General features: G+C 56.4%; 9 protein-coding genes. 7 read left to right on the forward strand and 2 right to left on the reverse strand.

All coding sequences use genetic code 11. The features are described 5' to 3' along the window. Positions 1-200: 200 nt before the first annotated feature. The gene (locus HDE72_RS00005) at positions 201-656 is read right to left on the reverse strand and encodes an Lrp/AsnC ligand binding domain-containing protein (protein WP_010393827.1); all 456 of its coding nucleotides are present in this window, start codon (positions 654-656) and stop codon (positions 201-203) included. A gap of 207 nt (positions 657-863) precedes the next feature. Between HDE72_RS00005 and putA the strand changes: the two genes are divergently transcribed. Continuing rightward, on the forward strand, positions 864-4517 hold the full coding sequence (gene putA / locus HDE72_RS00010) for a trifunctional transcriptional regulator/proline dehydrogenase/L-glutamate gamma-semialdehyde dehydrogenase (RefSeq protein ID WP_183736579.1): 3654 nt from the start codon (positions 864-866) through the stop codon (positions 4515-4517). Between the two features lie 72 nt (positions 4518-4589). Here putA and HDE72_RS00015 read toward each other — a convergent pair whose 3' ends face one another. Continuing rightward, a complete protein-coding gene (locus tag HDE72_RS00015) occupies positions 4590-5351 on the reverse strand; it encodes a 5'-methylthioadenosine/adenosylhomocysteine nucleosidase (protein ID WP_183737168.1) in 762 nt (253 codons plus the stop codon). Between the two features lie 1473 nt (positions 5352-6824). Here HDE72_RS00015 and HDE72_RS00020 point away from each other — a divergent pair. The 6 genes from HDE72_RS00020 to HDE72_RS00045 all read left to right on the forward strand — a co-directional run bounded on the left by HDE72_RS00020 (position 6825) and on the right by HDE72_RS00045 (position 13358). Continuing rightward, the gene (locus tag HDE72_RS00020) at positions 6825-8450 is read left to right on the forward strand and encodes a GMC family oxidoreductase (RefSeq protein WP_183736580.1); all 1626 of its coding nucleotides are present in this window, start codon (positions 6825-6827) and stop codon (positions 8448-8450) included. Positions 8451-8582: 132 nt separating this feature from the next. Continuing rightward, a complete protein-coding gene (locus tag HDE72_RS00025; protein ID WP_183736581.1) occupies positions 8583-9353 on the forward strand; it encodes an ABC transporter ATP-binding protein in 771 nt (256 codons plus the stop codon). Continuing rightward, positions 9353-10072, forward strand: coding sequence for an ABC transporter ATP-binding protein (locus HDE72_RS00030; RefSeq protein WP_183736582.1), 720 nt, complete (start codon positions 9353-9355; stop codon positions 10070-10072). The genes HDE72_RS00025 and HDE72_RS00030 overlap by 1 nt, the downstream gene beginning before the upstream one ends. Positions 10073-10152: 80 nt before the next feature. Beyond that, positions 10153-11361, forward strand: coding sequence for an ABC transporter substrate-binding protein (locus HDE72_RS00035; protein WP_183736583.1), 1209 nt, complete (start codon positions 10153-10155; stop codon positions 11359-11361). 101 nt (positions 11362-11462) lie between these two features. After that, positions 11463-12347: a branched-chain amino acid ABC transporter permease gene (locus HDE72_RS00040; RefSeq protein WP_183736584.1), complete on the forward strand. Its 885-nt coding sequence runs from the start codon at positions 11463-11465 to the stop codon at positions 12345-12347. A 30-nt stretch (positions 12348-12377) separates the two neighbouring features. After that, positions 12378-13358, forward strand: a complete 981-nt coding sequence (locus tag HDE72_RS00045) for a branched-chain amino acid ABC transporter permease (RefSeq protein WP_183736585.1) — start codon at positions 12378-12380, stop codon at positions 13356-13358. Positions 13359-13369: the final 11 nt, after the last annotated feature.

Raw genomic sequence — 13369 nt, forward strand, 5'->3', positions numbered from 1 at the left:
GCGCGGCTATGCAAGGCTTGGGTCATGTGAAGGCTGCTGATTGAGGTTGTCTGACAGTGTACGCAAAACGTATCTGGCTTTGAAGAGCGGCCAGTTACGAGAGGGTACATAATCACACGACTCTAGACACCTACCCTACAACATTTAGCCTGTCAGCTCAATCAGAAAAGCAGACAGGCTACATCGAGGTCAGATGGAACTTATTTGATCGGCAGCTTGGTGGTGTTCTTGACTTCTTCCATCACGGCATAGGTGTGAGTCTCGCGCACGCCTTTTTGCAGCAAGGTTTTGCCCAGGAATTCACGGTAAGCGGCCATATCCTTGACCCTCGCCTTGACCAGATAATCGAAGCCGCCAGCGACCATATGACATTCCAGTACCTCTGGAATGATTTGTACGCTATGCTTGAAGGCGTCGAACACTTCCGGTGTCGTGCGGTCCAGCACCACTTCGATGAAAACCAGCAGCGAGACGTCGAGCAATTGCGGGTTCAACTGGGCCGTGTAGCCCATGATATAACCCGATTCATGCAGCTTGCGCACGCGCTCCAGGCACGCGGCAGGCGACAGGTTAACCCGAGCTGCCAGCTCCACATTGCTGATGCGTCCATCGCTTTGCAATTCCATCAAGATTTTCTTACTGATCTTGTCCAGCATTACCATCACCCCCAAATAAATATTATTTGGTTAAATTGTCGCATCAAAAACTATCTATTGCTAGCCCCCTGTATTACCAGAATTAATCCATAAGAATCCCCTTTACAATCGAATCATCTTATCGTTCGACTTTCTGTCTATTTTTGCACCAAAAAGGGGCAAAAAATAGCGCAAGTTTCGTCTTATTTTTCCTTGTAAAGAGCTTCTATGCATCCTGCAGGTCCTTCGGCTATTACCCCGATTCCTTTTGCTGCGCTCCAGGCGGAAATCCTGCCTGCAGCCACGCCCCAACGCGCTGCCATCACTGCTGCCTATAGGCGCGATGAGGTATCCGCCGTGCAATGGCTGCTGGAACAAGTGCGCGCCAGCAGCGCCGAAACCACGGCCGAAGCGCAAGCGCTGGCCCATAATCTGGTGTCCAACGTGCGCCAAAAACGCACACGCGCATCGGGCGTCGATGCACTGATGCATGAGTTCTCACTATCATCCGAAGAGGGTGTCGCACTGATGTGTTTGGCGGAAGCGCTGTTGCGTATACCCGACACTGCGACGGCCGATCGCCTGATTGCCGACAAAATCAGCAAAGGCGACTGGCGCAAGCATCTGGGCGAATCGCCATCGATGTTCGTCAACGCAGCGACCTGGGGCTTGTTGATTACCGGCAAACTGGTCAGTACCAGCAGCGAAACCGGCCTGGGCGCGGCACTGACAAAACTGATCGCCAAGGGCGGTGAACCCTTAATTCGCAAAGGCGTCGACCTGGCGATGCGCATGCTGGGCAACCAGTTCGTTACCGGCCAGACCATAGCAGAAGCCTTGAAAAACAGCCGCGAGAACGAAACGCGCGGCTATCGCTATTCCTACGACATGCTGGGCGAAGCGGCGCTGACGGAAAACGACGCCGTTTACTATTACCAGTCCTATGAAACGGCGATCCACGCCATCGGCAAGGCCTCGAATGGCCGCGGCATCAAGAATGGCCCCGGCATTTCCGTCAAGCTGTCGGCCCTGCACCCACGCTATAGCCGCGCCCAGCGCGCGCGCGTGCTGGAAGAATTGCTGCCGAAAGTCAAAGCGCTGCTTTTACTCGCCAAGCAATACAACATCGGCTTCAATATCGATGCGGAAGAAACCGACCGCCTTGAATTGTCGCTCGACATGATGGAAGTGCTGGCCTTTGATCCTGACCTGGCTGGTTTCGAAGGCATCGGTTATGTGGTGCAGGCGTATCAAAAACGCTGCCCGTTCGCCATCGATTACCTGATCGACCTGGCCCGCCGCAGCAACCGTAAATTCATGGTGCGCCTGGTCAAGGGCGCTTATTGGGATGCAGAAATCAAGCGCGCCCAAGTCGATGGCCAGAGCGGCTATCCGGTCTACACGCGCAAGGTTTACACGGACGTCTCTTACCTGGTGTGCGCGCAAAAACTGCTGGCCGCCAATAGCCTGATCTACCCGCAATTTGCCACGCACAATGCGCAAACCTTGTCGACCATCTACACCTGGGCCAAGCGCGACGGCATTACCGACTATGAATTCCAGTGCCTGCACGGCATGGGCGAAACCTTGTACGACCAGGTGGTCGGCCCGGCCAACCTGGACAAGCCTTGCCGCATCTACGCCCCTGTCGGTTCGCATGAAACCTTGCTGGCCTACCTGGTGCGCCGCCTGCTGGAAAACGGCGCCAACTCGTCCTTCGTCAACCAGATCGTCGATGAAAGCGTGGCCATCGATAGCCTGATCCGCAATCCGCTGGACCTGGCCCGCGAGCAGGGCGGCTTGCCGCACCCATCGATTCCCTTGCCGCTGGCCATGTTTGGCAGCGAGCGCAAGAATTCGGCCGGCCTGGACCTGTCGAACGACGACACCCTGCGCGCCTTGTCGGCCAGCATCGCCCAGGACTATAGCTGGAACGCAGCACCGCTGATCGATGGCGCCGTCAGCGTCAATGCAGCAACGCAACGCATCAGCAATCCGGCCCGCCATGAAGACCATGTGGGCACGGTCGCCGAAGCGGGCACGGCCGACGTGGAAACGGCGCTGGCCAGCGCTAGCGCCTACGCCATGGATTGGCAAACCACGGAGCCTTTGCTACGCGCACAAGCGCTGCAGCGCGCAGCCGACCTGTTCGAAGAACACCATGTCGAGCTGATGGCCCTGGCTATCCGCGAAGCCGGTAAATCCTTGCCGAACGCCATCGCTGAAATCCGCGAAGCGGTCGACTTCCTGCGCTATTACGCGGCCCAGGTCGAGCACGCGCCCAACACCCTGGCGCTGGGCCCGGTCACCTGCATCAGCCCATGGAACTTCCCGCTGGCCATTTTCACGGGCCAGGTCGCTGCTGCCCTGGCCGCCGGCAATGTGGTGCTGGCCAAGCCAGCGGAGCAAACACCGCTGATCGCCTACCGCGCCGTGCAATTGCTGCACACAGCGGGCGTGCCCTTGGCTGCACTACAATTCCTGCCAGGTAGTGGTGAAGTAGTGGGCGCCGGCCTGTGCAACGATGCACGCGTCAAAGGCGTGATTTTCACGGGCTCGACAGAAGTGGCGCAATTGATCAACCGCACCCTGGCCGCGCGCGCCGTGGCCGAGTCGGTCGATATTCCCCTGATCGCTGAAACCGGTGGCCAGAATGCCTTGATCGTCGATTCGTCCGCCTTGCCGGAACAAGTGGTGCAAGACGTGATGTCGTCGGCTTTTGATAGCGCCGGCCAGCGCTGCTCGGCCTTGCGCGTCTTGTTCCTGCAAGAAGAAATCGCCGACAAGACCATCAAGATGCTGAAAGGCGCGATGCAGGAATTGCGCGTTGGCAATCCTGACCGTTTGGCCACCGATATCGGTCCCGTCATCGATGCTGAAGCGCAAGGCAATCTGCTGGCGCACATCAACAAGATGAAAACCGTGGCCCTCGATCACTATACGCTCGACCTGCCACCTGTCACGGGCACGTTTGTCGCGCCCACCGTGCTGGAAATCAAGTCGCTGGGGCAATTGACGCAGGAAGTCTTTGGCCCCGTGCTGCATGTAATCCGCTATAAACGCGCGGAATTGCCGCAACTGCTGCAATCGATCAATGACAGCGGTTACGGCTTGACCCTGGGCATTCATACGCGCATCGATGAAACCATCGATTTCATCACCAGCCGTGCGCACGTGGGCAATATCTATGTGAACCGCAATATCGTGGGCGCCGTGGTCGGTGTGCAGCCATTCGGTGGCGAAGGCAAATCGGGCACCGGTCCGAAAGCGGGTGGTCCCTTGTACCTGAAACGCTTGCAGCGCAACGCCGCACCAGGCGCGCAGCACCAGCGCCAGGCTAGCCCGGCACTCGATGCGCTGACGGTCTGGGCCAAGCAGCACGGCCAGGACAAGGTGATGCATCTGGCGCAGGAATATGCACGCACCACCTTGTTAGATAGCAGCATCGTCTTGCCTGGCCCGACGGGTGAACGCAATACCCTGAGTTTTGCCTCGCGCGGCACGATTTTGTGCGCAGCTGTCAACACGGGCGTGCTGATGAATCAATTGGCAGCTGTTTTGGCGACCGGCAACAAGGCCCTGGTGCTGGCGCAATCAACCAGCCTGATCCCTGCCGATTTGCCGCCAGCCTTGAAAGACCGCATTCAGGTCATCAGAAATATCGAATCCGGAAAACATGATTTCCAGATCGCCATGATCGAACCGGTGCTCGATAGCCAGCTCAAACCGCTGCTGGCGGCCCGTGATGGGGCGCTGGTGGGCACGATAGAGACGACGGAAGAGGGTGTCATCCCCCTGTGGCGTTTGGTCGCTGAGCGCGCCCTGTGCGTGAATACGACGGCGGCAGGCGGGAATGCCAGCCTGATGATGCTGAGTGTTTAAGCTTGTAGTTCATTAAAGCAAAAGGGCAGAACCGATAGTTCTGCCCTTTTTTTATGCAAAGTCGATGAAAACTCAGGCAGCCAAGCGCTGGCACAAGTTTTTAACGACCCCAAACGCATAACGCGACGCCACTGTCTGCACAAAGCGCATGAAGTCGACGGCCGCTTCTTCATTGGCGTTGTCCGAGATCGTGCGCATGACGGTAAACGGCACACCCAGTTCAAAACACACTTGCGCCACGGCCGCGCCTTCCATTTCGACGGCCAGCAGATCGGGAAGATCCTGCTTGAGTTGCCGCAAATGCGCTGCGCTGCTGATGAACTGGTCACCGCTGGCAATCATGCCACGGTGCACCCTGGCGTGCTGTAAACCAAATCCTTCGATTTCCAGGGCGCTGTCAGCGGGCTTCTCAGCCTGCTGACGCAAGAATTGCTCTGCGGCGCCTGCCAGTGCCTCACTGAGCACCAGATCGCTACCAAAGCGCTGTAAACCGGTCAGCGGCACTTCGAAGCGGGGAAACAGAGGGCTGGCATCCATATCGTGCTGCAACAACGATTCCGCCACCACGATATCGCCCACGTTCACTTTGGGATCACCACTGCCGGCAACGCCCGTGAAGACGATGTGGGTAACTCCGTACTTTTCCACAAGGATAGAAGCTGTCATGGCTGCGGCAACCTTGCCTATACGCGACAGAACGCACACAGCGTCGATTTCCCACAGGGTTCCCAGGGTGTACTCACGCATGCCGTGCGAGTGGCTTACAGGCCCTTGCATGGCTTCTATCAGCCCCTGCTGCTCTTCGTGCAAAGCACTAATGATGCCTAAACGCATTTTTTTGCTTGAATTCATGCTGTTTTTACTCGTATGGAAGTGAGAAGGATCGTTTTGAAGACAGAAAACTGGATGAGACAGCCGTACAGCATGGTTTTCCACCGTCCGTGCCTGTATAGATGTTTTAAATAAAGATGTATACATAAAAATAGTAGTGATAGTAAACGACCATTTTTCTGTGGATAAGTCGGTATACCATCAAAAAATCATCCACTTAGCGTATAAAAAAGTCGCTGCATAAAGCCTGTATCGATGGCGGCCATCTTTGGGATAAAAGTGCGCTTGTGGACAAAAGACGCGTTTTCCCACATCTCATCCTGTGGATATGCAGGCACTTATCCACATCAGCCATCAGGAAATCGCTTTTTTCATGCTCTGCCAGCAAGTTTTGACGCTATCCAGGTCTTCAGTGAGGGTAAGCCCCTGCGTTGAACAGCGTTGGCGCTCAACGCTGACTACCTTGGGGCCAGTTTGTATTGTTGGTCTGGGCCTGCCTGGGATTCCTGCCAAACGGTTTTGCCGTGGGAAGTCATGCCGTCGTGGACGCTTTTTTTGGGAGGTTTTGGCATGCCGGGTGAAAGTATCCCCGCAGTTCGCGGTTTTTGATCGGTTTACAATAGATCTATATATAAAAATAGTAGTAATAGTAAACGCGGTTTTTTCTGTGGATAAGTCTCTTTTTTTCAACAGGATCAAACGTTTACGCGAAAAATAAAGCCTGCATAATCGCTGTATCGTGTCAGGAGCAAAATTGTATAAAATAAGGTCCTGCGCATAACTTCGTGTTTACTCACAAGTCATCCTGTGGATATCAAGTGACTTATCCACAAACCTTCTGAAATCCCCCTTTTTCCCCTATATTTTCCTCACGCTGCTGGCTGGTGCCAGGCGGGACGGCTTCGTGCCGAACTTCGTGCTGAACTTTTAAAAACGGTTTAGCAGCGATGTGTCTGCTGTGTTGGCTTCGCGATTTTTTTTGATGGCTTGCTGTGCAAGTGCTGAACTGTAGAGCCAGGCAAAGCCGGCGATGTCGGGTTTACCTTAACAAGATCGTATACAAGAATAGTAATAGTAGTTAACGCCGCAAGTTTCTGTGGATAAGTACGGATTTATCCTTGTAAACAATCGCTTGGGATTCGGATAAGCGCTGAGTAAGCGTTGTATGGGAAAAGGATGAATTCTGAACAAAAAAGCCATCCGAAAAAATTTTTCGTTTACGCACATTGTGTACTTGTGGATATCCATAGGCTTATCCACAGAAGAAGAGGGTACTTTTCAGCGTTTTTTACTGCTGCAAACGCCAGTTTTTAGTTGCTAACGAGGAAAATTAAGCTCGCCGTGTGCGGCGACTGATGCTACTCTCGAGACGCTCACTTGTTGTTTAGTAGTAATGCATGGATGAATGAATACAGACTCTGATCGAAAGCGGTAGGGAGACAGACCGCGCGATCCCTTCAAGGTATAGGAGCTTCATTGGAATCTGCAGGCGAATACGACTACATCATCGTCGGTGGCGGCACGGCTGGTTGCGTGCTGGCCAATCGGCTGACACGCGATCAAAACGTCAGCGTCTTGCTGGTGGAGGCGGGTGGCAAGGACGATTACGTCTGGATCCACATTCCCGTTGGCTATCTGCATTGCATCGGCAATCCCCGCACCGACTGGCTGTATGCCACTGAAGCCGATGCAGGCCTGGGCGGCCGCAGCCTGAAGTATCCACGTGGCAAGGTGCTGGGTGGCAGTTCTTCGATTAATGGCATGATTTATATGCGCGGCCAGGCCGGTGACTATGATCATTGGGCCGACTTGACGGACGATGTGTCCTGGCGCTGGGAACATGTCTTGCCGCTGTTTAAGCAAAGCGAGGATTATTACGGCGGCGCGTCGGAAAACCATGGTGTGGGCGGTGAATGGCGGGTAGAAAAACAGCGTTTATCGTGGGATATCCTGAATGCATTTCGCGATGCGGCGCAGCAAACCGACATTTCGAAAACCAGCGATTTCAATGGCGGCGACAATAGCGGCTGCGCGTATTTTGATGTGAATCAGCGCCGCGGCATCCGCTGGAATACCTCGAAAGCGTTTCTGAAACCGGCGTCGCGCCGGCCCAATCTGACCATCATGACCGGTTGCCACGTGGAACGGTTGCTGTTTAGCACCCTGGAAAGCGGCCCCCGTTGCACGGGCATCGTGTTTACGGGCGGCGGCACGCAATGGCAAGCCACGGCCAGGCGCGAAACTTTGCTCACAGCTGGCGCCATCGGCTCGCCGCAATTGCTGCAATTGTCCGGCATCGGCCCGGCTGACTTGCTGCAACAACATGGCATCGTGCCGGTACACCTGTCCGCTGGCGTGGGCGCCAATCTGCAAGACCATTTGCAGCTGCGCATGGTGTTCAAGGTGCAGGGCGTGAAAACTCTGAACCAGGTAGCCAGCCGCTGGCTGGGCAAGATGCAGATCGGCTTGCAATATGCCTTGTTCCAGAGCGGGCCGATGTCGATGGCGCCATCGCAGCTGGGCGCGTTTACCAGGTCCGATCCGGGGCAGGCGACGCCGAATTTGCAATATCACGTGCAACCCTTGTCGCTCGACAAGTTTGGCGATCCCCTGCATGCGTTTCCCGCTTTCACGGCCAGCGTGTGCAATCTGCGGCCCACTTCGCGCGGGCAGGTCGCCATCGCCAGTGCCGACAGTTACGCTGCGCCAAAAATCACGCCCAATTACCTGAGCACGGCGCAAGATTTGAAAGTGGCGGCCGATGCCTTGCGCCTGACGCGCAGCATCGTGGCAGCGCCCGCCTTGAGCAGGTTTGCGCCGCAAGAATATCTGCCTGGCGTGCAATACCAGACCGAGGAAGAACTGGCGCAAGCAGCCAGCCAGATCGGCACGACGATTTTTCACCCGGTCGGCACGTGCAGGATGGGCCTGGCCAGCGAGCCGATGTCCGTCGTCGACAGCCAGTTGCGCGTGATCGGCGTGGCTGGTTTGCGCGTCATCGATGCCTCCATCATGCCCTACATCACCTCGGGAAATACCAACTCCCCCACCGTGATGATCGCGGAAAAAGCGGCGTTAATGATACAGGCCGCCTGGAAATAAACCATGGGTCAGCGCTGTTTGCGCTAATCGAGGTTGTCAAAAAAGCCCGTAGTTATACTGTATTGTGCGCCAATTTCAAGTTGTGTATTATAAAAATGACTATCTAGTACAAAAGCATAACTAGGAGACACGATGTCAGACGTAATCTTGGAAACAAGAAATTTGACCAAGGAATTCAAGGGATTCACCGCTGTCAGCGATGTCAATTTGAAAGTCGAGCGTGGCCATATCCACGCCCTGATCGGTCCCAATGGCGCCGGCAAGACGACCTGTTTCAACTTGCTCACCAAATTCCTGGTCCCGACTTCCGGGCAGATTTTGTTCAACGGCAAGGACATCACGGCCGCGAAACCTGCCCAGATCGCCCGCATGGGTGTGATCCGTTCGTTTCAGATTTCCGCTGTTTTCCCCCATTTATCGGTGTTGCAGAATGTGCGCATCGGCTTGCAGCGCCAGCTGGGCACCTCGTTTCATTTCTGGCAGAGCGAACGGGCGCTGGACCGGCTCAATGAGCGGGCCATGGCTTTGCTGGCCGAAGTGGACTTGACGGAATTTGCCGACACCATCACGGTCGATATGCCTTACGGACGCAAGCGGGCGCTGGAAATTGCCACCACCCTGGCGATGGAACCGGAAATGATGCTGCTCGATGAACCCACGCAAGGCATGGGCCATGAAGATGTGCACCGGGTCACGGAGCTGATCAAGAAGGTGTCGGCCGGCCGCACCATTTTGATGGTGGAACACAATATGAGCGTGGTCTCCGGCATCTGTGACAAGATTTCTGTATTGCAGCGTGGCGCCATGCTGGCCGAGGGCAGTTACGCCGATGTGTCGCGCAATCCGCTGGTGATGGAAGCGTATATGGGCACCACCCATGCCGAGCTGGAAGGGGCGCATTGATGACGACCAACAAGACACCAGCGCTGGAAATTTCGCAGCTGCATACCTGGTACGGCGAATCGCATATCTTGCATGACGTAAATTTGAAGGTGGAGCAGGGCGAGGTGGTGACTTTGCTGGGCCGCAATGGCGCCGGCCGCACGACCACCTTGCGCGCCATCATGGGGCTGACGGGCGCCCGCACGGGTTCGATCAAGGTCCATGGTGTAGAAGCGATCGGTTTGCCGACGCACAAAATCGCTCACCTGGGTATCGGCTATTGTCCCGAAGAGCGCGGCATTTTTTCCTCGCTGTCGACCGAGGAAAACCTGCTGCTGCCGCCGGTGCTGGTGGGCGCTGACAAGGGCATGTCGCTGGCGGAAATCTATGCCATGTTTCCCAACTTGCAGGAGCGCCGGCATAGCCAGGGCACGCGATTGTCTGGCGGCGAACAGCAGATGCTGGCCGTGGCGCGCATCTTGCGCACGGGCGCGCGCCTGCTGTTGCTCGATGAAATTTCCGAAGGCCTGGCGCCCGTCATCGTGCAAGGCCTGGCGCGCATGATCACCACCCTGAAAGCCAAGGGATACACCATCGTCATGGTGGAGCAGAATTTCCGGTTTGCCGCGCCGCTGGCGGACCGGTTTTATGTGATGGAGCACGGTCAGATCGTCGAGACTTTTGCTGCATCCGAACTGGAGGCCAAGATGCCGGTATTGACCGAGCTGCTCGGCGTGTAATGCTGATTGTCATCGGCCGTCGATGGGTCGTCGATTGGCCGTCGTTTAAATAGCAAACAATAATCCCCTACGGAGACACTATGAAACGTAACGCTATCGCCATTGCCACCTCTGCCCTTTGCGCACTGGGTTTTTCCACCTTGGCCCACGCCCAGATATCGGGCGACACCATCAAGATCGGTTTTATCTCCGACATGTCTGGCGTGTATTCCGACGTCGACGGCCTCGGTGGCGCCGAAGCCATCAAGATGGCGATTGCCGATGCCGGCGTGGTGATCGCTGGCAAGAAGGTGGAATTTATTTCCGCCGACCACCAGAACAAGGCCGATATCGCCGCTTCGAAAGCGCGCGAATGGTTCGACCAGCAAGGCGTCGATATGCTGATCGGCGGCACCAATTCCGGCGCCAGCCTGGCCATGGCCAAGGTCGCGGCGGAAAAGAAAAAGATTTTTATCGCCATCGGCGCCGGCTCCTCGCGCCTGACCAATGAGGAATGCTCGCCCTACACCATCCATTACGCTTACGACACGGTGGCGCTGGCGCGGGGTACGGGCGGCACCATCGTCAAGCAGGGCGGCAAGAACTGGTATTTCATGACGGCCGACTACGCGTTTGGCCACTCGCTGGAAAAAGACACGGCGGAAGTGGTGCAAAAGGCGGGCGGCAAGGTGCTGGGCAGCGTCAAGCATCCGCTGGGCGCCTCGGACTTTTCCTCCTTCCTGCTGCAGGCGCAAGCGGCCAAACCGCAAATCCTGGGCCTGGCCAATGCCGGTGGCGACGCCATCAACAGCATCAAGGCAGCCAATGAATTTGGCGTGACGAAAAACGTGAAACTGGCGGGTTTGCTGATTTTTATTAATGACATCCATTCCCTGGGCTTGAACCTGACGCAAGGCATGTATTTGACCGATGGCTGGTACTGGGACTTGAATCCGGAAACGCGCGCCTGGTCGAAGCGCTATTTCGACAAGATGAAAAAAGAGCCGTCGATGCTGCAGGCCGCCGATTACTCGGCCGCGGCCAATTACCTGAAGGCCGTCAAGGCGGTGGGCACCGACGATACCGACAAGGTCATGGCCTACCTGAAAAAGACCAAAATCAACGATATGTTTACCAAGGATGGCGAGATCCGTCCCGACGGCCGCATGGTGCATGACATGTATCTGATGGAAGTGAAAAAGCCATCGGAATCGAAAGCGCCCTGGGATTACTACAAGGTCGTGGCCACCGTGCCCGGCGCCCAGGCTTATCTGACCAAGGCTGAATCGAAGTGTTCGCTGTGGAAGTAAGGCTGTAGCAACTGCCCGCCTTGCGCCGCCGCATCTGCATGCGGTGGCGCGTTACCCTTCAGTCCGCACCGCGTAACCGGTGCTTTTTATACTGTGCTGCCATGGAAATTTTCGGCGTTCCATTACAAGCGATGATGAGCCAGCTGCTGCTCGGTCTCGTCAACGGCTCGTTTTATGCCATGTTGTCCCTCGGTCTGGCCGTCATCTTCGGCTTGCTCAACGTCATTAATTTCTCGCACGGCGCCATGTATATGATGGGCGCCTTTCTGGCCTGGATGGGCCTCAGCTATTTCGATATCAGTTACTGGGCCATGCTGGTGATCGCCCCGCTGATCGTCGGCCTGTTCGGCATCGTGATTGAAAAAACCATGTTGCGCTGGTTATATAAACTCGACCATCTGTATGGCTTGCTGTTGACCTTCGGCATCACCCTGATCGTCGAAGGCGTGTTCCGCTCGTTTTATGGCGTTTCCGGCCAGCCGTATGCGGTGCCGGAATTGCTGTCGGGCGCGACCGACCTGGGCTTCATGATCTTGCCAAATTACCGTGCCTGGGTGGTGATCGCCTCGCTCTCGGTTTGCCTGGTGACCTGGTTTGTCATCGAAAAAACCAAGCTGGGCGCCTACCTGCGGGCCGGCACGGAAAACCCGAAACTGGTGGAAGCGTTCGGTATCAACGTGCCGCTGATGGTCACCCTGACGTTTGGCTTCGGCGTGGCGCTGGCCGGTTTTGCCGGCGTGCTGGCCGCACCCATCATCCAGGTTTCGCCGCTGATGGGCTCTAACCTGATCATCGTCGTCTTTGCGGTGGTCGTGATCGGCGGCATGGGTTCCATCATGGGTTCCATCCTGACGGGCCTGGCACTGGGCGTGATCGAAGGCCTGACCCGCGTTTTTTACCCGGAAGGCTCGGCCACCGTGGTGTTCGTGGTGATGGTCATCGTGCTGCTGCTGCGTCCCGCCGGCCTGTTCGGCAAAGAAAAGTAATTTCATCAGACATAGATTGGAGCACCGACGATGAACAAAAAGATAGGCTACGCAATCGCCCTGGCGTTGGCGCTGGCCGCACCGTTTTACGGTTATCCCGTTTTCCTGATGAAGTTGCTGTGCTTTGCCCTGTTTGCCTGCGCCTTCAATTTGTTGATCGGCTACACGGGGCTGCTGTCGTTTGGCCACGCCGCCTTCTTTGGCGGCGCCGGTTATGTGACGGGTTACGCATTGCGCACTTGGGGCTGGCCGACGGAACTGGGTTTGCTGGCCGGCGTGGTGACCGGTGCCTTGCTGGGCCTGGTGATGGGCGCGCTGGCGATCCGCCGCCAGGGCATCTACTTCACCATGATCACCCTGGCGCTGGCGCAGATGGTGTACTTCCTTGCCTTGCGCTTGCCGTTCACGGGCGGCGAAGATGGTTTGCAGGGTGTTCCACGTGGAACCTTGTTGGGTATGCTGGACTTGGGCAAGGACATCCATTTGTATTATGTTGTCCTGGCCATCTTTGTCGCCGGCTTCGCCCTGATCGTGCGCACCATCCATTCGCCGTTTGGCCAGGTCTTGAAAGCGATCAAGGAAAACGAACCGCGCGCCATCTCGCTGGGCTATGACGTCAACAAGTACAAGCTGATGGCAATTGTCCTGTCCGCTTCCCTGGCGGCGCTGGCTGGCGCCACCAAGACCTTGGTGCTGGGCTTTGAAACCCTGACTGATGTGTACTGGGCCATGTCGGGCCTGGTGGTGCTGATGACCTTGGTTGGCGGCATGGGTACCCTGGCCGGCCCCATCATCGGCGCCATGGTGATCATCGGGCTGGAAAACAAGCTTGGTGATTTCGGCACCTACCTGGCTACGCATACGGGTATCGAGTGGTTCGGCACCCTGGGCGAATCGGTGACCATCGTCACCGGCATCATTTTTGTGATTTGCGTGCTGATGTTCCGGCGGGGCATCGTCGGTGAAGCCATTGCGCGTTTCGGCGGCAGGGGCACCAAACCCGCCGCCTGATTTGAGCAACG

The sequence above is a fragment of the Janthinobacterium saanense genome (assembly GCF_014200675.1).
Taxonomy (GTDB): Bacteria; Pseudomonadota; Gammaproteobacteria; order Burkholderiales; family Burkholderiaceae_D; genus Janthinobacterium.